Genomic DNA, 23,585 nt, shown 5'->3' with positions numbered 1-23,585 from the left:
ATGTGTACGCGATGACCGTGGACCAGGTGGGGAGCCGGTCGGATGACGACCGGGTCGACGCCGCCGTGCGGTCGGTCCGCGCGGCGGCAGGCGACCGGCTCGTCCTGGCACCCGAACGGACGGCCGGTGACGAGTTCCAACTGCTGCTCGACGATGCGGGAGCCGCCCTCGACGTGGCGTTCGCGCTGTCGCGGGCGGGCGGCTGGAGCGTCGGGATCGGCATCGGCGACGTCGAGGAACCGCTCCCGGAGTCGACACGGGCCGCCCGCGGCGAGGCCTTCGTCCGCGCGCGGACCGCGGTCGAACGCGCCAAGGAGGTCCCCGAGCACGTCGCGGTCGAGATCGCCGACGACCGACGGCTCCGCACGGCGGACGTCGAACCGCTCGTGGCACAGACCGTCCGTGCGCGGGAACGTCGGTCCCCCGAGGGGTGGGAGCTGGCGGACCTCGTGCACGCGGGGCACTCGCGGACCGAGGCGGCACGGCTGCTCGGCATCACGCCGCAGGCGGTCGCGAAGCGGTGGACGGCTGCGGACCTCCGCTCCGACGACGCCGTCCGCAGCGCGCTCGTGCGACTCCTCACGGAAGCCGACCAGCCCGGATGACGCCCTGGATCGTCGCGTCGCTCGTCCTGCTGCTCGTCGCCGTCTTCAGCGTGGTGCACCGCGTCCCCCCACTCGTCCGTGCGGTCCCGGCGGTCGCCGCCGTCGTGGTCGTCCTCGGCGCCCACCTGCTCGAGCTCGCCCCGGCGGCCCCGACGACGGCCGTCCGGGTGCTCGTCGTGACCGCGGTCGCCGCCGTCGGCGTGCTCGCCGGCAGCGCCGTCACCGGGGCCGTCCTCACGCTGGCCGTCCGGGACGGCGTCGAGCGCGGGCCGCACGGCGGCATCCTCGTCGCCAGCGCCGACGAACCGGCCGTCGCACCCCGCCGCCCCGAGGTGCTCCGCGGCGGCGCGGCCATCGGGTTCCTCGAGCGCTTCGCCGTCGTCGGGGCCGTGCTCGTCGGTCGACTGGAGATCGTCGCCGCGGTCATCGCGGTGAAGGGCCTCGGTCGGTTCAGCGAACTCGACTCGGCCGAGGCCCGGGAACGCTTCATCGTCGGCACGCTCACGAGCACCTGCTGGGCGGGCCTGGCCGCCTGGACCGCCGTCGGGGTCCGCTGAGCACGAGCACACCGCCCCGGCGGGACCGGCGGAGGCGACCGCGGACGGCCGGGCGCCGCCCGGTCGGCACGTCAGTCGTCGGTGCGACGCCCGTCGTCGGTGCGACGCCCGCGCTCCCCGAGGGCCGCACGCAGGCGCGACTCGGCGTCGTCCGTCCCCTCGGGCCCGACGCCGTCCGCCGCGGCCGCAGCCGCCTCGGCGTTCGCCTCGATCACGGCGCGCACGACCTCTTCGCGCTGGATCTTCACGCCGCGCGGCGCGTCGATGCCGATCCGGACGCCGTCCCCGCGGCTGTCGAGCACCGTGATGACGATGTCGTCACCGACGAGGATCCGCTCGCCGACCTTCCGCGTGAGTACCAGCACCCCGTCAGCCTAGCGACACCACGGGCAGCCCCAGCTGGTGCACCGACTCGGGCGTGGCGGTCTCCCCTGCCCCGATCGCGACGATGCCCGCGACGGGTCCGCGTCCGAGCACGGCCGCGAGCATCGCCCGGGCGTCCTCGGTCTTCCGCCCGACGTCGACGACGACCCACACCTGGTCGGCCGCGAGCCCGGCGGCAGTGGCCGCGTCGTCCCACGCCGCCACCCCGAGCAGCGCATGGCCGCCCTGCACCCCCTCGGCCCGCGCGAGGATGCCCGAGCGCCGGTCGGCCGCGGCGGTGGCGCGCAGGCCGTACCGTCCGGCGAACACGCCCGCCGCCGCGTCGACGTCGGTCGGACGTCCCACGAGCAGCACGAGGTCGCCGTCGGACGACCGCACGGCCGGCACCGGCAGCACCACCGGCGTCGGTACCGGAGCCGGCACGACCGGTGGGACGACCGCCGGAACCGCGACCGTCGGCACAGCGACCGTCGGCACCGCGACCGTCGGGGGGACGGCGACCGGCCCGGAGACCGGCACCGTGCCTCCCGTCCGGACCGGCTCGTCGTCCTGGAGGCGCGACCCGCCCCCGTCGACCGGACCCGCGTCCGGAGCGCCCCGGCCGGGGCGCGTGGCGCCCGCCGTGATCCCGTCCGCCACGAACCCGTCGAGCACGGACGCGAACGCGTCGGCCCGCGTGGTCGCGGTGCCGTCCCCGGCCGCGATCCGCGCCTCGGCCGCGTCGGCGTCGGCGAGGAGTGCCGCGATGCCGACCCGGGTGGCCGGACCGTCGGCGATCGCGATCCGTGCGGTGGGCGGGTCGAGGGGATCCGGGACCTCGACGACGGCCTCGACGTGCGCGCGGCGGAAGAGGCCGCCGACACCGGGTGTCGTGACGCGCTCGGCGGAGACGATCCGCGCGGCGGCGCCGAACTCGGCGCGGACGGCGTCGCGGACCGCTTCGAGCGTCGGGCCGCTACGCAGCGATCGGGTCGGCGGCACGGACCACTCCCACGGTCTCGATCACGGAACCCGCTGCGGTGGCCTCCTGGTACGACAGCACCGGCAGACCGTTCGCCTGCGCGGAGACCATGCGGTGCACGGCCGGGCGGAGCTGCGGGGCGCACACGAGCACGGCGGACAGGCCCTGCTCCTCGACGCTGCGGACGGCGTCGCGCAGGGAGCCGAGCACCTGCTCGATGCGGTGCGCGTCGAGCACGATCTGGGTGCCCTGCTCGGACGGCCGCAGGCCCTCGAGCATCGACTGCTCGAGCAACGGGTCGATCATGATCACCCGGAGCGTGCCTGCCTCGGCGTAGCGGGCGGGCAACGCCGGTCCCAGTGCGGCGCGGGCGGCCTCGACGAGCCCCTCGGGGTCGGTCGACACCTTCGCGCGGAGCGTGAGCGCCTCGCAGATGCGGCCGAGGTCGTTGATCGGCACGCGCTCGACGAGCAGCCCCTGCAGGACGCGCTGGACCTCGGCGAGGGAGAGCATGCCGGGCACGAGCTCCTCCACCGCGGCCGGGTTGACCTGCTTGACGCCCTCGGTGAGCACCTTGACGTCCTCGCGCGTGAGCAGTCGTGCGGCGTTGTCCCCGATGACCGCCTGCAGGTGGGTGACGAGCACGGAGACCCGGTCGATCACGGTGGCGCCGGTCATCTCGGCGGCGTGCCGGAGCTCGGCGGGCACCCACTTGCCGGCCAGGCCGAACACGGGCTCGACGGTGAGCGCGCCCGGGAGCCCGTCGAGCTGGTCGCCGAGGGCCAGGACGCTGCGGGACGGCGCGGTCCCCCGACCCGCCTCGACCCCGGCGATGCGGATGGCGTAGGTCGACGGGGGCAGCTCGATGCTGTCGCGGGTGCGGACCGGCGGGACGACGATGCCCATGTCGACGGCGACCTTGCGGCGCAGCGCACGGACCCGGCCGAGCAGGTCGTCCGACGAGCCGGACACCATGTCGACCAGGTCGGGGGCGAGCAGGATCTCCAGGGCGTGCACGCGCATCTGCTCGAGCAGGTCCTCGGGCGAGTCCGCCGAGGGCGCTGCGGCCTCGAGCGCCTGCTGCTGGGCCGCGGCCGCCTCCTGCTGCTTGGCCTGCTGCGTCAGGCGCCAGCCGGCGAACAGGAGCCCGGCGCCGATGAGCAGGAACGGCACGATCGGCATCCCGGGGATGAACCCCATCGCGATCGCGGCGACCCCGGCGATCATGAGTGCGTTCCGCGACTGCGTGAGCTGCGTGGTGGCGGAGGCGCCGATCTCGGTCTCCGCACCGGACCGGGTGACGATCATGCCCGTCGAGACCGCCATCAGGAGCGCCGGGATCTGCGAGACCAGCCCGTCGCCGATCGTCAGGATGCCGTACTTCGACAGCGCGTCGGTGATCGACAGCCCGTTCTGCAGCATGCCGATGGCGATGCCGCCGACCAGGTTGATGACCAGGATGAGGATGCCGGCGATCGCGTCGCCCTTGACGAACTTCGACGCGCCGTCCATCGCGCCGTAGAAGTCGGCCTCGGCGGAGACGGCCGCGCGGCGCTCCTTGGCCTCCGCGTCCGTGATGAGCCCGGCGTTCAGGTCGGCGTCGATCGCCATCTGCTTGCCCGGCATCGCGTCGAGGGTGAAGCGGGCGCCGACCTCGGCGACGCGCTCAGCACCCTTCGTCACGACGACGAACTGGATGACCACGAGGATGAGGAAGACGACCGCGCCGATGATGACCGACCCGGAGACGGCGACGTGGCCGAACGCCTGGATGACGTCGCCGGCGAACCCGTCGCCGAGCACCAGGCGGGTGGACGCCACGTTGAGGCCGAGGCGGAACAGCGTCGCGACGAGCAGCAGCGACGGGAAGACCGAGAAGTCGAGCGGCTTCTTCACGAACAGCGTCGTGAGCAGGATCACCAGCGCCAGCAGGATGTTGATGATGATGAGCACGTCGAGCAGGAACGACGGCACCGGCAGGATCAGCAGCAGGACGATGCCGACGATGAAGACCGGCACGGCGAGCTTGGGGAGGTCCTTGCGGTTCATGCGGGGGCACCTTCGGTGGCGGGACTGGTGACGGGATCGGTGGCACGCGGGGCCCGGAGGCGCCGGGGTCGCGCGTCACCGCTGAGCGTGGCGGGGTCGAGGACGGTGGCGACCTCGGCCGGCGTGGTCGGGCGGGGCGCGGCGTGCGTCCCGGCGGCGGCGCCGCGAGCCTTGAGCGCCATCACGAACGACAGCACACGGGCGACGGGCGTGTAGAGGTCGGACGGCACCTCCTGCCCGAGCTCGCAGGCGGCGTGCAGGGCTCGGGTGAGCGGGACGTCGCGGACGATCGGCACCCGGCACTCCTCGGCCTTCGCCCGGATGACGTCGGCGACCGGCCCGGCGCCCTTCGCCGTGACGCGGGGAGCCGACTTCCCCGGCTCGTACCGGAGCGCGACCGCGTAGTGCGTCGGGTTGGTCATGACGACGTCGGCGTCGCCGATCGCCGCGACCATCCGGTTCCGGCTCATGGCCAGCTGCCGGGAGCGGCGCTGGGACTTCACGAGCGGGTCGCCCTCGGAGTGCTTCGACTCGTCCTTGACCTCTTGCTTGGTCATCATGGTGCGTTTGCGGTTGCGGCGCACGACGACGAGCACGTCGACCGCGGCGAGCAGCAGTCCGGCGGCGACGGCCGCGCGGAGCAGGGTGCCCGTGCCCGCCTTCGCCGCGTCGAGCACGGACGACAGGGGCAGGGACCCGCTCGTCATCAGGACGGGGACGAGCGACTGGACGGCGAACCAGAGGACCAGGCCGACGACGGCGGTCTTCAGCAGGGCCTTCACCCCGTTCCACAGCGCCTGCACCCCGAACACCCGCTTGAACCCGGCGACGGGGTCGAAGTGGTCGGGCTGCGGGGCCATCCGGCGGAAGTGCACCCCGCCCTGGGCGACGGAGACCGCGGCGACGGCGACCGCGACGACGGCGAGCATCGGGCCGAGCGTCGCCCCGAGGGAGCCGAGGGCGTCGGTGAGGGCCTGCCGGGCGGCGGGCACGGTGGGGTCGGCGATGACCCGCTGCACGCGCTGCAGCTGCTGTTCCCCCGCGCCGGCCGCGGTGCCGATCGCCGCGGGCATCACCAGCGCCGCCATCGCGATGCCGACCCAGGCGCCGAGGTCCTGCGACCGGCCGAGCTGCCCCTTGCGGTGCACCTCCTGCATGCGCTTCTGGGTGGCCTTCTCGGACCGCTCACCGCTCCCACCGTCGGACACGTCGCGTCACCCCCGACCCGTGATCGCGGCGACCGCGTCGCCGGTCAGCGACGAGACGACCGCCGGCAGCGCCATGAAGAGCGCCCCGGCGAACACGACGGTCAGCCCGATCTTGATCGGGAAGCCCATCTGGAACGCGTTGAGCGCGGGCGCGACACGGGTGAGCAGGCCCAGGCCGACGTCGGCGAGGAACAGGACGACGACGAGCGGACCCGCGATCTGCAGCGCCGCGAGGAACATCTGCCCCGCGGCGGCGACGAGCACCGAGACGAAGCCGCCGATCGCGAACGTGCCGGGCGCACCGTCGGCGGCGACGAGCGGCACGGCGTCGAACGACCGGACCAGACCGGCCACGATGAGCTGGTACCCACCGCTGGCGAAGAGCAGCGCGAGCGACGCCATCTGGAACAGGCGGGTGAACTGCGCGCCGTTCACCTGCGACTGCGGGTCGTACGCCTGGGCGAGGGTGAACCCGCCGAACAGGTCGATCAGCGAGCCGGCGGACTGCACCGCGGCGAACACCAGGTACACGAGGAACCCGAGGCCCAGGCCGACGACGAGCTGCGTGAGCAGGGCGAGCAGGAACCCGCCGGTGTCGAGCGACGTGTACCCCAGACCGACGCGCGGTCCGACGCCGATCGCCAGGCCGAGCCCGAGGATCACCTTCACCGTCCCGGGGAAGGCCTTGTACGCGAACGGCGGCGCGATCACGAAGAACGCGACGAGCCGCACGCCGGCGAGCATGGTGGCCTCGAGCCGGTCCGCATCGATGACGAGGTCCACGGCTACGTCCCGAGCAGCTTCGGGATCATGTCGAACGCGGCGTGCGTGAAACCGATCATCTCCGCGATCATCCAGTTGCCGCAGACGACCAGCGCGATCGCCACGGCGACGGCCTTCGGCACGAAGGAGAGCGTGACCTCCTGGATCTGCGTGACCGACTGGAACAGCGAGATCGCGAAGCCGACGACGAGGGACGTCACGAGCACCGGTGCGGCGAGCTTCGCCGACACGAGGAGCGCCTGCAGGGTCAGGTCGATGACCGCCTGCTGGTTCATCAGTGCACCACCTGGTAGCTCTCGATGAGGGACTTGATGATGAGCCCCCACCCGTCGACGAGGACGAACAGCAGGATCTTGAACGGCAGCGAGATCATCACCGGCGGGAGCATCATCATGCCCATCGACATGAGCGCGGCCGAGACGACGAGGTCGATGACCAGGAACGGGATGAAGATGACGAACCCGATGATGAAGGCGCTCCGCAGCTCGGAGATGACGAACGCCGGGATCACGGTCGTCATCGGGACGGCGTCGAGGTCCTTCGGGTTCGCCTGACCGGCGGCCCGGGTGATGAGCGCCACGTCCTCCTCACGCGTCTGGTGCAGCATGAAGGTCCGGAGCGGCTTCGTGCCGATCTCGACGGCCTTCGCGAAGTCGACGTGCCCGGCCAGGTAGGGCTGCAGGGCGTCGTCGTTGATGTGCCCGAGCACCGGCGCCATCACGAACAGCGACAGGAAGAGCGCGAGCCCGGCGAGCACCTGGTTCGGCGGGATGCCCTGGAGCCCGAGGGCGTTCCGCGTCATCGCGAGCACCACGAAGATCTTCGTGAACGACGTCATCATGAGCAGGAGCGCCGGGGCGACGCTGAGCAGCGTGATGCCGAGGAGCGTCACGATCGCGGACGACGGGGTGCCGTCCGGGCCGTTCACGCTGACGCTGAAGTCCCCGCTCGCCGGAGCCGTCGGGCTCGCCGGTGCGGTCGGCTCGGTCACGCCGACGGCGTGCGCGCCACCGGCGGTGAGGAGCAGGAAGCCGGCGACCATCGCCAGCCCCAGGACGACCAGGGTGACGGTGCGGCCGGTCCGCAGCGCGGCCGTCACCCGACCCGCCGGCCGCGGATCGCGGCGGCGGCCTGCCGCCAGGTGTCCGCCGACAGGACGGAGCCCTGCAGCTGCTGCGCGGTCGGCACGACGACGCGTTCCGGACGGCGGGCGCGGCCACGGGGACGCATCGGGAGCGGCGTCGCCGCGTCGGCCGGGAGGCCCGCGGCGGCGTGGTCCTGTCGCTCCAGCTCCGCGCGGAACGCGTCGGCGGACGGGGCCGCCACCGTGGCCGGCTCCGCGGGCGACGGGACCGACCCGACGGCGCGCGGCACGGTCGGCAGCGCGACCGGTCCGGTGACGACGGTCAGCTCCGGCGCGGGGGTCGGACCGCTCCGCAGCAGGGACACGCTCTGCTCGGAGACGCCCAACACCAGGCGCTCCCCGGCGACGTCGACGACGACGACGCTGGCCTTGCCGCCGATGCCCTGCCGGCCGACGACCTCGACGGCGGCGGACCGACGACCGCGGCCCTTCGCCGCGGCACCGAAGCCGCCCTTGGTCGCGCGACGGTGCAGGAACCACATCAGGGCGAGCACGACGCCGAGCGACACGGCGACCCGGAGGGCCATCCAGAGGGTGTCCACCGATCAGACCGTCTCGGCGACGTCGAGGATCTTCGTGATGCGCACCGCGTAGTCCTGGTCGACCACGACGACCTCGCCGTGGGCGATCAGGCGGCCGTTGAGCAGGACGTCGGCGGGGGCGCCGGCGCTCCGGTCGAGCTCGACCACGGCACCGGGTTCCATGCCGAGCACGTCGCGCACGGACATGCGCGTGCGGCCGATCTCGACGGTCAGGGTCATCTCGACGTTGTTGATGCGGCCGAGGTTGCCGGCCGGTACCGCACCCGCGGCGACCGGGGCGGAGACGGTGCCGTTCTCGCGGATGCGGACGCCGAACCAGCCACCGGCGGCACCCCCGGCGGTCAGCTCGAAGACCACGGTCTCGGGGTCGGCGAAGAGCGACGCGGCGGACTCGCGGCGGGCGTCGCCGAGGACCCCGACGCCGAGCACGGAGGCGGCGGCCTCGAGCGACGGGCGGAGCACGTCGGTGACGTCGACCAGGGCGGCGTCGGCGCCGCCCGCGGCGACCACGGCGTGCAGGTCGGTGAGGACCAGCGCGAGGTCTGCGGAGAGTCCGCCGACGAACGAGGCGACCACCCCGTCGACCGCGGCCTCGAGGACGGCGGGGGCCGCGCCTCCCGGCAGGGGTACGGCGGTCAGGGGCGCCGCGGTCGGGAGCTGCGCCGCGAGCGACTCGGCCGCGGTGGCGTGGAGGGTGGTGGTGGCGCTCATGCGTGCTGCTCCGGATCGGTGGTGGTGACGACGATGCCGGCGAGGCGCGAACCGTTCGCGCCGACGGCCGCGGTGCCGACGGGTTCGCCGTCGACCGCGATGGTGAGGGGACGGTGCTGCGGGTGCGGCAGCGGCAGGAGGTCGCCGACGGCGAGCCGGAGGACCTGCGTCGGCAGGACGGCGGCGGGCGCGAAGTGCAGGCTGACACCCACCGGGACGTTCGCGAGTTGCGCGTCGAGCAGGGCCTTGGCGTCGTCCGCGCTGACGCTCGTGGCGTCCTCGCCCAGCTGCGGCAGGAGGGCCTCGGCGGGCAGCGCGAGCGTGCCGGGTGCGACACGGTCGCCGACGCGGATGGCGAACGAGGCGACGATCATCAGGTCGCCCTTCTGCGCGGCCTGGGCGAACTGGCTGTTGAACTGGAACCCGCCGGTCGTGACCTCGTGGGCGAGCAGGCCGCCGAACGAGTAGCGGAGGTCGTCGAGGGCGTCCTCGACGATCTTCCGGACGAGCGCCTGCTCGATGGGCGTGAAGGTGCGCTCCGGCGTCGGCAGTGGCTTCGAGGCGCCGAGGGCGTGGGAGACCCAGGTCAGGGCGGCGTCGAGCGGGACCTGCAGCACGCCCTTCGGGGCCAGCTCGGCGATCGGCAGCAGCACCATGCCGGTCAGGGCGGGCAGCGAGGCGGCGTACTCGTCGTACGTCGTCATCTGCACCTGCTCGCAGGTGACCTGGCTGACGGCGCGGACCTTCGCGGTGAGCTGCGTGCCCCACTGCCGCGCGAACGTCTCGAAGGCGAGTTCGAGCACCCGGGCGTGCTCGCGGGCGAGCGTCGACGGGCGCGCGAAGTCGTACACCTCGGGCGCGGGCAGGGTCTCGGTCACGGGTGCGTCTGTCGACCGCTGACGGGCAGCCGTCAGCGTCGGAGCACCGCTGTGCCTCGTTCTGGGGCGGCCGGTGCCGTCCTGGCGCCCGGTGCTGCCGGCGGCGGTGCCGGGGGCTGTACCGCCGGCGGCGGGTGCTGCGGGCCCTGCCCGCGGGTGGTCTAGCCCTGTCGCGCCCCGTCCTGCGCCTTCGCCAGTGCGGGCATGAGTGCGCTGACGTCCTGGTCCTGGTTGGACAGCACCACGATGTCGACGCGTCGGTTCAGGGTGTTGTCGGCGTCGGTGGCCCCCTTGGCGAGCGGCCGGCTCGAGCCGAACCCGACACTCTGCACGTGGTCCGCGGGCATCCCGCCGCGCTCGACCAGGTCGCGGAGCACGCCGGTGGCGCGGGCGGCGCTGAGCTCCCAGTTCGTCGCGTACGGCGCGGTCGAGTTCCGCTGGTCCGCGTGCCCCTCGACGCTGACGTCGTGGGCACTCGTCTTCAGCACGGGTGCGATCGCGTCCATGATCCGACGAGCCTGGTCGGACAGGTCGGCGCTGTTCGTCGCGAAGTACGTCTCGCTGCCGACGAGGCGCACGGTCAGCCCGCGGTCGTCGACGGCGAACTGCACCTTCGACGTCTCGCCGGCCCGCTGCAGGTTGCCCTGGATCGCCTGCTCGATCGCCTTCAGGTCGTCGAGCTCCGCCTGTGCTGCTGCCAGGTCGGCCTTCGAGGCGACCGGGGGGACCGTGGTCGACGCCGGGTCGACGTTCGTGTCCTCGGCGCCGGAGGCCGCGGTGGAGTGGTCGGCGTCCGACTCGTCCGTCGCGTACCCCTTGCCGTCCTTCGTGACCTCGGACTTCGACACGATCGTGCCCGACGCCGTGTCGACCTTCTCGGACTTCACCTCGCCGAACCCCGTCGCGAGCGAGTTCTTCAGCGCGATGTACTTCTCCTGGTCGACCGACGACATGGCGAACAGCACCAGGAACATGCACATCAGGACCGTGATCATGTCCATGTACGACGCCATCCAGCGCTCGTCGGGGTGCTCGGCCTCGTCGTGGCCGCCCTTCTTGCGGCCGCGTCCACGCCCACGGGGGTTCGCGCTCACGGTCAGGCCGCCAGCTGCTGGTCGTCGACGCCGCCCTTGGCGCCCTTGCCGGCCTTGGGCGAGGCACCGCGTGCCGCCGGCGGGACCATCGCGGTGAGGCGCTCACCGAGCAGGCGGGGCTGGCTGCCGGCCTGCACCGCGAGCAGGCCCTCCATGAGGAGCGTCTGGCGGTCGGCCTCGAGTTGCGCGAGCTTCCGGAGCTTGCCGCCGAAGGGCAACCAGAGGAAGTTCGCGGTGAGCAGGCCCCACAGCGTCGCGACGAACGCACTCGCGATGAGCGGGCCGAGCTCGTCGGGCTTGCCGAGGTTGGCGAGCACGTGGGTGAGCGAGACGACCGTACCGATGATGCCGACGGTCGGCGCGAAGCCGCCCAAGCCCATGAAGAACGCACTGGCGCTCCGCATGGGTGCGGCGTTCGACTCGATCTCGTCCTCGAGCAGGATCCGGAGCTCGTCGCCGTCGGTGCCGTCCGCGATGTTCTGCAGGGCCTTCTTCATGAACGGGTCGTCGTGCTTGTCGGCTTCCTGCTCCAGCGCGAGCAGGCCGTTCGCCCGCGCGGTCTCGGCGAGGCCGACGACGTCGTCGATGACGGCCTGCGGCGGGGTGACCTTGCCGGTGAAGGCCTTCGGGACGGTCTTGAACGCGGCGAGGGCGTCCTTCATGGTGGTGCTCGCGACACCGCAGCCGATGGTGGCGACGAAGACGAGGAGCATCGGCGCGGGCAGGAACAGGCCGGCCATCTCGACGTGCTCCATCTGCGCCATGCCGAACAGGGCGCCGAAGGCGAGCAGGATCCCGACGATGGTCGCGATGTCCATCTCAGCGACCCCCGTCCTGGGTGCGGGCGCCGTCGCGCCGGGTGTGGGCCACCAGGGGGGCGACCGGTGCGAGGGTCGGCTGCGGGCCCGTCGCGTTCGTCGGGAGCTCGGTGCCGTAGGCCATGCCGACGATCCGGGCGCGGTACGCGGCAACGGCGTCGATGACCTCGGACATGGACTCGCGGACGATGTACTTCGCACCGTCGACCATGATGAGCGTCGTGTCCGGCGTCTCCTGGATGCGCTCCACGAGGTCGGGGTTGACAGCGAATGCGCTGCCGTTGAGTCGTGTGACGACGATCATGGCCCGTCCTGGTTCTCGATCGTCCCGCCGCCGTCCGTGGGGCGGGATGCAGACCCGTCCGTGGGTGTGCACCGGTGCCTATCGACGGCAGGAGCCGGCCCGTTAGCCTGACCCGGTGACCGTGATCGAGGACCTGCTCGCCGGGCCCCGGGGGCGTCGGTTCTGCTGGGAGGTCGTGCTCGCGACGGTCGCGGAGCCGCCGGACGACGACACGCTGTTCTGGGCCGACCACTGGATCACCGTCCGCCAGGGTGGGGGTGTCTCCTTCTACGGCCCCGGGTCGGCACAGCCCCGGCCGGAGCCGGACGTGCGACAGATCACCGTCGCGCACGAAGCACTCGTCCACGCCGCAGACCCGGCCTCCGCGACGCTCGACCAGGCCCTCGCCGCGCTCCGCCTGGCCGCCGACTCGGCGAGGTGGTGGCAGGAGCCGGATGCCGTCGACGTGAGGCTCGGCTCCGTCGTCCCGCGCACGCTGCTCGTCCGGGTCGCCACGGCGGTGGCCGGATCGCCGGGGGTGCAGGCGCTGCTCGCCCCGTCCGGAGCGGCGAAGCAGTGGGTGGTGGCGCCGGACTCCCCGTGGGAGCAGGGTCCGGAGCGGCCGGCGTCGGAGCTCCTCGCCGAGTGGCGACGCGAGCTCGTTGCGGAGCGTGCGCACGGGACCGAGGACCCCGTCGACGCCCCGATCAGCGGGACGTGGTGGACGTCCCCGCCCGGTGGCCTGGTCGAGACCACGACGGAACGGGGCGGCCGCGGGCCGTTCGGCCTCTGGGCCGTCGAGGACCACACCGGGTGGGAGCGTGCCGACGTCTCCCCCGCAGCCGTGGACCCCACGGCCAGGGTCCTGACGATCGACGACGCCGAGGACTGGGCAGCGCTCTGCCGGCGCTTCCCGTTGGACGTCACGGCGACGACGCGGCGGCACGACTGGTACCGAGCGACGGGGCGCGTGGGTGCGTGGGTGGTCCCGGACTGGACGGCCGTCGCCGAGCAGGTCGACGCGGTCCGCCTGACCCTGCTCGGCTGGCTCCGGGCTTCGGGCACGGCTGTCCCGGTCGACGACCGGACCGCGAGCGTGATCGCCGGCTGGACACCGGACACGACCGCCTGGCTGCACGACCCGAGGCCGTCGCTCGGGCCGTCCTCAACGTGGGTGTGGAGCGACGACCGCGCGGGCTGGTTCAGCGCCTGACTTCTCATGGATGAGTTATTCCCGCTCCGATGCTGCGAGATCGCCGTGATTCGTCCTCTGCTTTATCTCACCTGCGTGTTAGCGTGATGCTCATGTCCGACACCACCTCCGTCGTCACGTCCGCCGATCCGGCTCCGGCTCCGGCACCCGAACCGAGCGGCTCGACCCCGGCCGCCGCCGCTCCCCTGCGCGAGGTCGGCGCCCTCATCCGCGGTGCCCGCAAGGGACGCAGCATGACCCAGTCCCAGTTGGCCGAACGCGTCGGCACGAGCCAGAGCGCGATCAACCGGATCGAGCAGGGCGGACAGAACCTCTCCCTCGAGATGCTGACCCGGATCAGCGACGCCCTCGACCAGCAGATCGTCTCGATCGGCGGCGCCCCGCAGCGTGCGCACCTGCGCGTGCAGGGCGGCCGGAAGCTCAGCGGGTCGATCGCGGTGAACTCGAGCAAGAACGCTGCCGTCGCGCTGCTCTGCGCGTCGCTGCTCAACCGCGGCGTGACCCGCCTGCACCGCGTGGCGCGGATCGTCGAGGTCGACCGCATCATCGACGTGCTCCGCAGCCTCGGTGCGACCGTCACGTGGTCGGAGGACGGCGAGACGCTCGAGATCGTCGCTGCGGCCGACCTGCACCTCGATGCGATCGACGCCGACGCGGCCCGCCGCACGCGCAGCGTCCTCATGTTCCTCGGTCCGCTGAGTGGTCGGTACGGCTCGTTCCGGCTCCCCTACGCCGGCGGCTGCGACCTCGGCACGCGGACCGTCGAGCCGCACCTCATCGCCCTGCGGCCGTTCGGCGTCGACGTCGAGGCGACCTCGGGATGGTACGAGGTCGACGTGGCGAACACCGAGGTGCCGACGAAGTCGGTCGTGCTGACCGAGCGCGGTGACACCGTGACCGAGAACGCGATCCTCGCTGCGGCCGCCCGCGACGGCGTCACCACGATCCGCAACGCCAGCCCCAACTACATGGTGCAGGACCTCTGCTTCTTCCTCGAACTGCTCGGGGTGCAGGTCGAGGGCATCGGTTCGACGACGCTCCGCATCACCGGCAGGAGCCGTATCGACGAGGTCGTGGACTACTGGCCGAGCGAGGACCCGGTCGAGGCGATGAGCCTGCTGACCGCCGGCATCGTGACGTCCTCGACCCTGACGGTCACGCGTGCGCCGATCGAGTTCCTCGAGATCGAGCTCGCGACCCTGGCGGAGATGGGCCTGCGCTTCGACGTCAGCGAGGAGTACGCCGCCGCCAACGGTCGCACGCGCCTGGTCGACATCACGGTGCACCCGTCCGAGCTGCACGCGCCGATCGACAAGATCCACGCGATGCCGTTCCCGGGCCTCAACATCGACAACCTGCCGTTCTTCGTCGTCATCGCGGCGATGGCCGAGGGCACCACCCTCGTGCACGACTGGGTGTACGAGGGCCGGGCGATCCACCTGCTCGACCTCACCCGTCTCGGTGCGAGCGTCACCCTGCGCGACCCGCACCGGCTCGACGTCACCGGTCCGACGCACTTCTCGGGTGCCGAGGTCAGCTGCCCGCCGGCCCTGCGCCCCGCGGTCGTCATCCTGCTGGCGATGCTCGCGGCGAAGGGCGAGAGCGTCCTGCGCAACGTGGGCATCATCGCCCGCGGGTACGAGCAGCTGCAGGAGCGCTTGAACTCGCTCGGCGCGTCCATCGAGACGTTCCACGACTGACGATCACCCCTCCGCAACACGCAACGTGGGCGGTTCCTCGCAGCGGTACTCCGTTGCGAGGAACCGCCCACCTTGCGTTCTGCGGCGCTCGGGAACGGATCGGGAAGGACCCGCAGCACGATCGGCGTTGACTGACGGGTCGGACGATCGTGAGGAGACACGTGCTCGGTCCTGAACTGGTGGTCGCCCTCGGCCTGGCGATCGCCCTGACCGCGGCCGTCGCCGACCGCATCAAGGTCGCGCCTCCCGTGCTCCTGCTCGCGATCGGTGCGCTGCTCGCGTTCGTGCCGACGTTCGGCAAGGTGGAGCTGCCGGCCGACGCGGTCCTGCTGCTCTTCCTGCCGGCGCTGCTGTACTGGGAGAGCCTGACGACGTCACTGCGCGAGATCCGGAAGAACCTGCGCGGGATCGTCCTGATGGGCACGCTGCTCGTCGTCGTCACCGCCGGGGTGGTCGCCACGCTCCTGCACCTGCTCGGCCTGCCGTGGGGCCCGGCGTGGGTCCTCGGTGCCGCGGTCGCCCCGACCGACGCGACCGCGGTCGGCGTCCTGACGAAGATGCTGCCCCGCCGCAACGTCACCGTGCTGCGGGCGGAGAGCCTGGTGAACGACGGCACCACGCTGGTCGTCTACGGCATCGCTGTGGCGGTCACGGTCGGTACGCAGGAGCTCACCTTCTGGGGCGTGTCCGGCATGCTCGTGCTGTCGTACGTCGGTGGGGTCGCCGCCGGGCTGCTCGCCGCCTGGCTCGGCTCGCTCGTGCTCCGTCGCGTCGACACCGTCGTGCTCGAGAACCTCGTCACGCTGCTGGTGCCGTTCGCGGCCTTCCTCGGGGCCGAGGCGATCGGAGCGTCCGGGGTGCTCGCCGTCGTCGCCGCGGGCATCGTCGTCAGCCAGGTCGCCCCCAAGCTCGACCGGGCGGAGACACGCCAGCAGGTCCGGGCGTTCTGGTCGTTCCTGACGTACCTGCTCAACGGCGCGCTGTTCGTGCTCGTCGGTATCGAGGCGATGGTCGCGGCCCGGCAGCTCGGGGCGGCGGAGCTCTGGACCGGCGTCGGCCTCGTGCTCGCCGTGTCCGTCGTGCTCGTGCTCGTCCGCTTCGCCTTCGAGGGGTCGATCGGCGGCACCGTGTGGCTCGTCACCCGACGCTTCGGCGGCGAGCCCCGCGAAGGGCGCCGCGACCGGCTGGTCAGCGGCTTCGCCGGGTTCCGCGGAGCGGTGTCCCTGGCGATGGCCGTGGCCGTCCCGCGCACGCTCGAGTCCGGCGGCGCCTTCCCCGACCGCGACCTCATCGTCTTCGTGACGGCGGGCGTCGTCGTGGTCACCATCGTCGGGCAGGCGCTCGTCCTGCCGGCAGTCCTGCGCCGCGCCGCGCTCCCCGAGGACGAGTCCGTCGGCGAGGAGCGCCGCTACGCCGAGCGGACCGCGGTCGAGGAAGCCCTCGACGCCCTGCCGCGACTGGCGCGGAAGGCCGGAGCGGACCGCGCGACCGTCGACCGGGTGCGCAAGGACCTCGAGGCGCACCTCGACGTCATCCAGGCACGCGAGGAGGACGAGGAGAACCACCCCGCGCTGCAGCGGCACGATGCGACCGTCGCCCTCGAACTCGCCCTGGTGCGACACAAGGCCGCCACCCTGCTGCGTCTCCGGGACGACGACGAGATCGACGACCTGGTGCTCCGGCAGGTGCGGGCCGGCTACGACGCAGAGGAGGCGCGGCTCGAGGGCTCGTCACCGCCCTGAGCTCGCCACTCCGGCGATGCCGGGCGACTCGACGGCCGGCTCAGCCGGTCGGCACCTGGCCGGCGCGGAGCATCGCCCGCTCGAGCAGCTCGAGGTCGATCCCCACGTGCTGCCGCGCGAGCACCCCTGCCTCGACCGCTCGTCCGTCGCACACGGCGTCGACCAGGCCCTCGTGATCGTGCAGCGCCCGTGCCTCCATCTCCGCCATGCCCTCCGCCGTACCCCACAGGTGCGCGGGCGCCGCGATCGACACCTGCGACTCGAGCCCCGCGAGCGTCGCCGCGAGCACGGCGTTGCCGGCGGCCTCGATGATGGTCCGGTGGAGCACCGCGTCGGCCTGCTGCTTCTCGAGCCCGGACCCCGCCACCCGGAAGTCCTCGAGCCGCACGCGCAGCACCGCTCGCTCGTCGTCGGTGATCCGCTCGGACGCAGCCGTCGCGAGCGCTCCGTGCAGCAGGGCGATCGCGTCGGCGGTGTCGCGGATGCCGGCCCACCGCGCGAGCAGCGTCCGGCCGACGGACTCGGAGGACGAGTCGGGCCATTGCGTCCGCACGAACGTGCCGCCGCCACGCCCCCGGCGGGTCTCCAGCAGTCCCCGTTCGACGAGCCGTGCGATCGCCGCACGCACGGTCACGCGACCGACCCCGAGCAGCACGGCGAGCTCACGCTCCGGCGGTAGTCGTGAGGCCGGCAGGTACTCCCCCACGGCCACGGCCGTGACGAGGCGGTCCTCGACCTCGTCGACCCGGGTCTCCGTCGCGCGATCCGGCACTGGTGCCCCCTCCTGCGTTTCGTCCACGTTAAAGGACGAGAAAAGGTCTTGCAGCGGACCTTTGCTGGGTCCATGCTGTGCGTCATGTCCCGCATCACCGAAGGCACGATGCCGTTCCGCGACGGCCACACCTGGTACCGCGTCACCGAGCCCGACACCCCGACCCCCGGCGCGCTGCCGCTCGTCGTGCTGCACGGCGGCCCCGGGATGGCGCACGACTACCTCCGGAACCTCGCGGCCCTGGCCGACGAGACCGGCCGGACCGTGGTGCACCACGACCAGTACGGCTGCGGCCGGAGCTCCCACCACCCCGATGCGCCGGCCGAGTCGTGGACCCCGCAGCTCTTCGTCGAGGAGTACACCGCCCTGGTCGCGCACCTCGGTCTCGACGACCACCACGTGCTCGGGCAGTCGTGGGGCGGCATGCTCGGCGCCGAGATCGCCGTCCGGCAGCCGGAGCGGTTGCGATCCCTGGCGATCTGCAACTCCCCCGCCTCGATGCAGCTGTGGGTCGAGGGTGCCGCCGAACTCCGCGCCGAGCTGCCGCAGGACGTGCAGGACGCCCTCACCCGCCACGAGGAGGCCGGCACCGTCGACGACCCCGAGTACCTCGCCGCCACGCAGGTCTTCTACGAGCGACACGTGTGCCGCGTCGTCCCCATGCCGCAGGACTTCGTCGACTCCGAGGAGCAGATGGAAGCCGAGCCGACGGTCTACCACACCATGAACGGCCCGAACGAGTTCCACGTCATCGGCACGATGCGCGACTGGACCATCGTCGACCGCCTCGACCAGGTCACCGTCCCGACGCTCGTCGTGGCCGGCGAGCACGACGAGGCCACCCCCGCCACCTGGCAGCCCTTCGTCGAGCGCATCGCCGACGTCCGCCAGCACGTCTTCTCCGGGGCGAGCCACTGCTCGCACCTGGAGCAGCCCGAGGAGTTCCGCCGCGTGATCGCGGCGTTCCTCGCCGAGCACGACGGCCAGCCCACCGGCTGAGCCCCGACCCACCGGCCGGCACGGCCGGCCCACCAGGCCGACCACCCGACGGACGGGAGGCGCGCACCCACCCCGCCACGCGTCTCCCGCCCGTCGCCCCACCGGACCCGACCGGCGCGCCCACCCCGCCACGCGCCTCCCGTCCGTCCTTCCCTCTTCCCACGCACCGTCTCCCCGAACGGAACCGCCATGTCGCAGCAGCACAGCGAGCTCTCCGCACAGCAGCAGCTCGAGGCCTACGGCTACAAGCAGGAGCTCAAGCGCTCCGTGTCCACCACCGACCTGCTCGTCTACGGGCTCGTCTTCATGGTGCCGATCGCCCCGTGGGCGATCTTCGGCACCGTCTACAACGCCTCGAGCGGCATGGTGCCGCTCGTCTACGTCGTCGGTCTCGTCGCGATGATCTTCACCGCGCTGGCCTACGCGCAGATGGCGAAGTCCATCCCGCTCGCCGGCAGCGTGTTCTCCTACGTCGGCCGCGGCATCCACCCCACCGCCGGGTTCTTCGCCGGTTGGGCGATCCTGCTCGACTACCTGCTCGTACCGACGTTGCTCTACGTCTTCGCGGCCGAGAGCATGGTCGGCATCTTCCCGGGCACGCCCCGCTGGCTGTGGGCGCTCGTGTTCGTCGCGATCAACACCGTGATCAACCTGCTCGGGGTCTCGTCCCTCAAGCTGGCGAACCGGATCTTCCTGCTCATCGAACTCGTCTTCGTGGCGATCTTCGTCGTCATCGCCATCGTCGCCCTGACCGGCGGCACGGTCCCCGGCGCATCGTTCAGCACCGACCAGGTGTGGGACCCGTCGAAGGTGTCCGCTCCGCTCATCGCGAGCGCCCTGTCGATCGCCGTGCTGAGCTTCCTCGGCTTCGACGGCATCTCGACGCTGTCCGAGGAGTCCACCGGCCGCCGCGGCGGCGCCGGACTCGCGATGGTGCTCGCGCTCGTCATCGTCGCGTTCCTGTTCGTCCTGCAGACCTGGCTCGCATCGGCCCTCGCCGCAGGACGCGACTCGTTCCCGGAGGGTGAGGCCGGCAACGCCTTCTTCTCGATCGTCGAGCAGGCCTCGTCGAGCGGCTGGGCGACCGCGTTCTTCGCCGTCAACGTGCTCGCCGTCGGCATCGCGAACGCCATGGCCGCGCAGGCCGCGACGAGCCGCCTGCTCTTCTCGATGAGCCGTGACCGGCAGCTCCCCGCGTTCCTGCACAAGCTCAACGGCAGGCTCGTCCCGCAGAACGCGATCATCGTCGTCTCGGTGCTCTCCGCGATCCTCGTGCTGTTCTTCGTCGGGCAGATCGACACGATCTCGTCGCTGGTGAACTTCGGGGCCCTGTTCGGCTTCATGCTCCTGCACGTGTCGGTGTTCGTGCACCACGTCCTGAAGGGGAAGTCCCGCAACTGGCTGCTGCACCTCGTCGTGCCGCTGATCGGGTTCCTGATCATCGGCTACGTGCTCCTCAACGCCGCTGTCGAGGCGAAGGTCGGCGGCATCGTCTGGCTCGTCGTCGGCGCCGCGGTGTTCCTCTACTACCGCTCGACCGGTCGTTCCACCGAGGTGGGCTCGGAGGAGCCGGGCACACTGGGCGAGGGGTCCGTCGGCGGCCTCGACACCACCACCACGGAGAAGGGCCAGCGATGACCACCCCCGACCACTTCCTGCCGAACACCCTGGGACGTCCCGGGTTCGCCGCCGACCGGGAGCCCGTGCTCCGGATCGCTCCGGGCACCGGCGAGACGATCGGCTTCGAGACGACGGACGCCGTCTACGCCGAGCTCGACGAGCACCACGACCTGGCGCAGCTGCAGGCACCGATCAACCCGGTGACGGGCCCGGTCTGGGTCGAGGGCGCCGAACCCGGTGACGTGCTGGCGGTGCACATCCACGACATCCAGCTCACGACCCACGGCTGGTCGGTGTCGCTCCCCGGGTCGGGCGCGCTCCAGCACGTCATGCCCGAGGGCGTCTTTGCCCGCCGCTGCCCGATCGAGGACGGCGTCGTGCACGTCACCGACCGGCACGCGTTCCCGGTGCGGCCGATGATCGGCTGCATCGGCGTCGCCCCCGCGTCGGGCACGAACTCGACGATCATGCCCGCGTACGCCGAGGGCGGGAACATGGACGTGACCGAGGCCCGCCCCGGCTCGACCGTGTACCTGCCCGTCCGCGTCCCCGGCGCCCTGCTCTCCATCGGAGACGTCCACGCGATCATGGCCGAGGGCGAGTCGTCCTTCGTCGCCATCGAGGCGCAGGGGACCGCGATCGTGTCGGTCGACCTGGTACAGGGCGGCCCCGAGCTCCGCGCGCCCCGCATCGAGACGGCTGAGGAGTGGCTCTTCGTCGGCCTCGGCGACCCCGTGCAGGAGAGCGTCCGGCGCGGCTACGAGGACGCGTTCGCGTTCCTGGTCGACGAGCACGGGTGGACCGCCGAGGACGCGTACGCGGTGCTCAGCGCGGTCGGCGACTCGAAGCTCGGCGGACCGACCGGGTCGGGCGACCCGGACCCGCTGCACCCGTTCGCGGCGATCGGCGCGGTGACACTGCACCGGGTGCCGAAGTCGGTGCTGCAGGGCGGTCGCGGGTGACCGGACGCTGACCGGACGGACCCGGGAGGCACACGGCGGGCCCGCCACGTGCCTCCCGGGTCACTCGTGGGCGACGACGACGGACCGCCGGGCCGTGGTCGTCCCCACCACGCCCTGCGGAACGCACCGGCCGACGGCCCGAGGTCGGCGCCTCGCCCCGAACGCGGGTCTCTCCGGCTGCCACCCGCCGTCGTACGCTCGCGATGTGACGATGGTCCCCGATGCCTCCGCCGCGCCCGGTCCAGCACGGCTCCGACGCGAGGTCGCCGTCCTCCTGGCGGGCATCGCCCTGGCCGTGGCCTGCTCCGGCGCAGTCGGGCTCCTGCCGTCCACCCCCACCACGGCCGGGCAGCTCGGCCAGGGGATCCTGCGGTTCGCGGCGGTCTGGCTGCCGCTGGGCGTCGCTGCGGTGTCGGTGCACGGCCGGCCCCGGCGCCGCGACCTCGTCGGTCTGCGGTTCGGTCTCCGCGAGGCGGTCGCCGCGCTCGGGATCGTGCTCGTCCCACGGACCGTGCAGTCACTCCTGGCCGGCCTCGACGACGTCTCGGGAAGTGGTCCGACCCTGGTGCCGACGGTCTCCCAGACCGGCCAGGAGGCGGCGATCACGCTGGCCGTCGCTGCCCTCGTGCTGCTCGTCGTCGGTCCGGTCGTCCACGCCGTCGTGTTCCAGGCCGTCCTCCAGCCACGCCTGACGAAGCTGACAGCCGGTGCGCCCGAGGTGTCCGCCAGGGCCAGCACGGTCGGCGTAGTCGCCTCGGCCGCGCTCGCGACCGCGGTGCTCCCCCTCACCCTGACATCGATGCTGACCGGGAGGACCGCCTACGAGATCGTCCTCGAGCTCGGGACCACCCTCGTGATCGTCTCGCTCGCAGGCGGGCTCCGCGTCCTGGTCGGTCGCAGCGGCGGAGTGGTCCTGGTCTACGCGCTGCTCACCCTCACCGCGAGTGCCGGAGCGGCGGCCGTGATCGTCGGGTGACCACGCACGACCTCGACACTCAGTCGTGGCCGAGGACCACGGTCGGGTCCTCGGGTTCCGGGCCCGTGGGCGCTGTTCCCGTCGCCGTGCCGCTCACGAGCGGGCCGCCCGACCGGTCGTCCGTGCGCGAGGACGGTGCGCAGGCTGTGTGCGAGCGGGCATCGCCGACCACACCTGGCCCCAGATCGCCTCGTGCTCGACGCGGGAGACCTGACCACGGCGGAGCGCCGAGTCGGCGAGGCAGAGCAGGTCGAGCGAGGTGGCGAGCAGGCGGACGTCGCCGTGCACCTCCGGACGGCCGTTCCCGTGGAAGACGGTCACCGTGAGGGTCCGGACCCCGGGCCGCGTCCGCCGGGTCAGGCGGGCGAGCACCGCGAGGCCGACGGTGTACACGACGGCCGCGAGGACGATCCCTGCGACCGGTGTCCCGCGGAGCGCGACGACGATGCCGACCGCCGCGACGGCGCCCGCGCCTCGCCAGACCTGGAGCGCCCGCAACAGCACGAGCTCCACGGTGGTCGTACCAGGCGGGTGCACCTCGAGGGTCCGACCGCTCCAGAGGCTCCGGGTGACCGGCTGCTCGGTGCAGCGGCCCCACGGGTGCCAGCCGGTGCGCGCGACGGGACGTGGTGGTCGGTCTCGGTGCATGTCCACGATGTCGAGCCTCGCGCGCGGCCGTGCCCCGGACAGCGGTCCTGACGACTCCCTCACGGCCCTGCGGGACTTCCCGACGACACTCGTGCGCCGGCCCGGTCCGGGCCGGTCCGCTCGGTACGGTGACCGCATGGACGACCACGCCCTCGCCGCCGCCCTCGTGACCGACGCCGCCGAGACGGCCGCGCGGATGCGTCGGGACGGGACCGAGACCGAGCGCAAGACCTCCGCCGCCGACCTCGTCACAGCGGCCGACCGCGCCGCCGAGGCCCTCGTCGGACGGATGCTGCTCGAGCACCGGCCGGACGACGGGGTGCTCGGCGAGGAGGGCGCTCGCTCCGAGGCCGCCTCCGGACGCCGCTGGACCGTCGACCCCATCGACGGCACGTTCAACTACGTCGCCGGGCTGCCCGCGTGGTGCAGCGCCGTGTCACTCGACGTCGACGGAGCGCTGCGCGTCGGAGCCGTCCGTCGGCACCAGCCGGACGAGACCTGGGTCGCGTCGGACGAACGGACGACGTGCAACGGCGAGCCGGTACCGGACCTGCCGGACGTGCCGCTCGCGACGACCGCGGTGGCGACGTTCCTCAACGCGTCCCATCTCCGCAGCGAGGCCGCCGCGACGTTGACCGCGCTGCTCGGCGCCGCCGCGACGATCCGCATCAGCGGGTCCGGGTCGTGCGACCTCGCGGACGTCGCGGCGGGGCGGATCGGTCTCTGGGTGCAGACGGACTGCGCGGACTGGGACTGGCTGCCCGGCCGGGCGCTCGTCGAGGGGGCCGGCGGGGCCGCGACGATCGTCACCGCGAACGGGCACGACTGGCACCTGGCGGGTGCCCCGACGGCGGTCGCGGAGGCCGCGGCGCTGCTGTCGACCGCGTCGGACCCCGACGCCTGATCGCTCCCGAGGGCGTGCGGTCCGTCGCCGTG

25 protein-coding genes are annotated in these 23,585 nt (G+C 72.7%); 10 read left to right on the top strand and 15 right to left on the bottom strand.

Annotated elements, in window-relative coordinates:
* Positions 1 to 11: 11 nt before the first annotated feature.
* Both QUG93_RS00420 and QUG93_RS00415 read left to right on the top strand, forming a co-directional pair.
* Positions 12 to 605, top strand: a complete 594-nt coding sequence (locus QUG93_RS00420) for a DNA-binding protein (RefSeq protein ID WP_289471666.1) — start codon at positions 12 to 14, stop codon at positions 603 to 605.
* Positions 602 to 1,162 (top strand): hypothetical protein, encoded by a 561-nt coding sequence (locus QUG93_RS00415; protein ID WP_289471665.1) that lies wholly within the window; start codon positions 602 to 604, stop codon positions 1,160 to 1,162. Before QUG93_RS00420 ends, QUG93_RS00415 begins: the two co-directional genes overlap by 4 nt.
* Positions 1,163 to 1,233: 71 nt before the next feature.
* Here QUG93_RS00415 and csrA read toward each other — a convergent pair whose 3' ends face one another.
* The 13 genes from csrA to QUG93_RS00350 form a co-directional block, all read right to left on the bottom strand.
* Positions 1,234 to 1,527 carry a carbon storage regulator CsrA gene (csrA, locus tag QUG93_RS00410; RefSeq protein WP_289471664.1) on the bottom strand — a complete coding sequence of 98 codons (294 nt, stop codon included), beginning with the start codon at positions 1,525 to 1,527 and terminating at the stop codon, positions 1,234 to 1,236.
* Positions 1,528 to 1,531: 4 nt separating this feature from the next.
* The gene (locus QUG93_RS00405; protein ID WP_289471663.1) at positions 1,532 to 2,527 is read right to left on the bottom strand and encodes a hypothetical protein; all 996 of its coding nucleotides are present in this window, start codon (positions 2,525 to 2,527) and stop codon (positions 1,532 to 1,534) included.
* Positions 2,502 to 4,556, bottom strand: coding sequence for a flagellar biosynthesis protein FlhA (locus tag QUG93_RS00400; RefSeq protein ID WP_289471662.1), 2,055 nt, complete (start codon positions 4,554 to 4,556; stop codon positions 2,502 to 2,504). Before QUG93_RS00400 ends, QUG93_RS00405 begins: the two co-directional genes overlap by 26 nt.
* Positions 4,553 to 5,764: an EscU/YscU/HrcU family type III secretion system export apparatus switch protein gene (locus QUG93_RS00395; protein WP_289471661.1), complete on the bottom strand. Its 1,212-nt coding sequence runs from the start codon at positions 5,762 to 5,764 to the stop codon at positions 4,553 to 4,555. Before QUG93_RS00395 ends, QUG93_RS00400 begins: the two co-directional genes overlap by 4 nt.
* A gap of 6 nt (positions 5,765 to 5,770) precedes the next feature.
* Positions 5,771 to 6,547, bottom strand: a complete 777-nt coding sequence (locus QUG93_RS00390; protein WP_289471660.1) for a flagellar biosynthetic protein FliR — start codon at positions 6,545 to 6,547, stop codon at positions 5,771 to 5,773.
* A 2-nt stretch (positions 6,548 to 6,549) separates the two neighbouring features.
* Entirely contained in the window at positions 6,550 to 6,822 is a 273-nt protein-coding gene (gene fliQ / locus QUG93_RS00385) for a flagellar biosynthesis protein FliQ (RefSeq protein ID WP_289471659.1), read from the bottom strand.
* Positions 6,822 to 7,589: a flagellar type III secretion system pore protein FliP gene (gene fliP, locus QUG93_RS00380; protein ID WP_289472035.1), complete on the bottom strand. Its 768-nt coding sequence runs from the start codon at positions 7,587 to 7,589 to the stop codon at positions 6,822 to 6,824. The genes fliQ and fliP overlap by 1 nt, the downstream gene beginning before the upstream one ends.
* A gap of 53 nt (positions 7,590 to 7,642) precedes the next feature.
* Positions 7,643 to 8,233 (bottom strand): FliO/MopB family protein, encoded by a 591-nt coding sequence (locus tag QUG93_RS00375; protein ID WP_289471658.1) that lies wholly within the window; start codon positions 8,231 to 8,233, stop codon positions 7,643 to 7,645.
* A gap of 3 nt (positions 8,234 to 8,236) precedes the next feature.
* Positions 8,237 to 8,944 (bottom strand): flagellar motor switch protein FliN, encoded by a 708-nt coding sequence (fliN, locus tag QUG93_RS00370; protein WP_289471657.1) that lies wholly within the window; start codon positions 8,942 to 8,944, stop codon positions 8,237 to 8,239.
* Positions 8,941 to 9,822, bottom strand: coding sequence for a flagellar motor switch protein FliM (locus QUG93_RS00365; protein ID WP_289471656.1), 882 nt, complete (start codon positions 9,820 to 9,822; stop codon positions 8,941 to 8,943). Before QUG93_RS00365 ends, fliN begins: the two co-directional genes overlap by 4 nt.
* A gap of 161 nt (positions 9,823 to 9,983) precedes the next feature.
* Positions 9,984 to 10,916 (bottom strand): OmpA/MotB family protein, encoded by a 933-nt coding sequence (locus QUG93_RS00360; RefSeq protein WP_289471655.1) that lies wholly within the window; start codon positions 10,914 to 10,916, stop codon positions 9,984 to 9,986.
* Between the two features lie 2 nt (positions 10,917 to 10,918).
* Entirely contained in the window at positions 10,919 to 11,734 is an 816-nt protein-coding gene (locus QUG93_RS00355; RefSeq protein WP_289471654.1) for a motility protein A, read from the bottom strand.
* Between the two features lies 1 nt (position 11,735).
* Entirely contained in the window at positions 11,736 to 12,038 is a 303-nt protein-coding gene (locus tag QUG93_RS00350; protein WP_289471653.1) for a flagellar FlbD family protein, read from the bottom strand.
* A 115-nt stretch (positions 12,039 to 12,153) separates the two neighbouring features.
* Here QUG93_RS00350 and QUG93_RS00345 point away from each other — a divergent pair, with 115 nt between their 5' ends.
* The 3 genes from QUG93_RS00345 (at position 12,154) to QUG93_RS00335 (ending at position 16,672) form a co-directional block, all read left to right on the top strand.
* Complete coding sequence (locus QUG93_RS00345) at positions 12,154 to 13,230, top strand: hypothetical protein (protein ID WP_289471652.1); 1,077 nt, start codon at positions 12,154 to 12,156, stop codon at positions 13,228 to 13,230.
* Between the two features lie 92 nt (positions 13,231 to 13,322).
* Positions 13,323 to 14,930, top strand: coding sequence for a helix-turn-helix domain-containing protein (locus QUG93_RS00340; RefSeq protein WP_289471651.1), 1,608 nt, complete (start codon positions 13,323 to 13,325; stop codon positions 14,928 to 14,930).
* A 161-nt stretch (positions 14,931 to 15,091) separates the two neighbouring features.
* Positions 15,092 to 16,672, top strand: a complete 1,581-nt coding sequence (locus tag QUG93_RS00335) for a Na+/H+ antiporter (RefSeq protein WP_289471650.1) — start codon at positions 15,092 to 15,094, stop codon at positions 16,670 to 16,672.
* A 40-nt stretch (positions 16,673 to 16,712) separates the two neighbouring features.
* On the opposite strand, the gene QUG93_RS00330 is transcribed toward QUG93_RS00335, so the two are convergent.
* The gene (locus tag QUG93_RS00330) at positions 16,713 to 17,444 is read right to left on the bottom strand and encodes a FadR/GntR family transcriptional regulator (protein WP_289471649.1); all 732 of its coding nucleotides are present in this window, start codon (positions 17,442 to 17,444) and stop codon (positions 16,713 to 16,715) included.
* 84 nt (positions 17,445 to 17,528) lie between these two features.
* On the opposite strand from QUG93_RS00330, the gene QUG93_RS00325 reads away from it, so the two are divergent.
* From QUG93_RS00325 to QUG93_RS00310, 4 genes are all read left to right on the top strand, one after another.
* Entirely contained in the window at positions 17,529 to 18,443 is a 915-nt protein-coding gene (locus QUG93_RS00325) for a proline iminopeptidase-family hydrolase (RefSeq protein WP_289471648.1), read from the top strand.
* Between the two features lie 189 nt (positions 18,444 to 18,632).
* On the top strand, positions 18,633 to 20,081 hold the full coding sequence (locus QUG93_RS00320) for an APC family permease (protein ID WP_289471647.1): 1,449 nt from the start codon (positions 18,633 to 18,635) through the stop codon (positions 20,079 to 20,081).
* Entirely contained in the window at positions 20,078 to 21,025 is a 948-nt protein-coding gene (locus QUG93_RS00315) for an acetamidase/formamidase family protein (protein ID WP_289471646.1), read from the top strand. Before QUG93_RS00320 ends, QUG93_RS00315 begins: the two co-directional genes overlap by 4 nt.
* 205 nt (positions 21,026 to 21,230) lie before the next feature.
* Positions 21,231 to 22,001, top strand: a complete 771-nt coding sequence (locus tag QUG93_RS00310; protein WP_289471645.1) for a hypothetical protein — start codon at positions 21,231 to 21,233, stop codon at positions 21,999 to 22,001.
* A 93-nt stretch (positions 22,002 to 22,094) separates the two neighbouring features.
* Here QUG93_RS00310 and QUG93_RS00305 read toward each other — a convergent pair whose 3' ends face one another.
* The gene (locus tag QUG93_RS00305) at positions 22,095 to 22,649 is read right to left on the bottom strand and encodes a DUF6611 family protein (protein WP_353067754.1); all 555 of its coding nucleotides are present in this window, start codon (positions 22,647 to 22,649) and stop codon (positions 22,095 to 22,097) included.
* Positions 22,650 to 22,785: 136 nt separating this feature from the next.
* Between QUG93_RS00305 and QUG93_RS00300 the strand changes: the two genes are divergently transcribed.
* Entirely contained in the window at positions 22,786 to 23,553 is a 768-nt protein-coding gene (locus QUG93_RS00300; RefSeq protein ID WP_289471643.1) for an inositol monophosphatase family protein, read from the top strand.
* The last annotated feature ends 32 nt before the right edge of the window (positions 23,554 to 23,585 follow it).

The sequence above is a fragment of the Curtobacterium caseinilyticum genome, assembly GCF_030363035.1.
Taxonomy (GTDB): Bacteria; Actinomycetota; Actinomycetes; order Actinomycetales; family Microbacteriaceae; genus Curtobacterium; species Curtobacterium caseinilyticum.
Note: the sequence above shows the minus strand (reverse complement) of the source record. Positions and strands in the feature narration are given on the sequence as shown.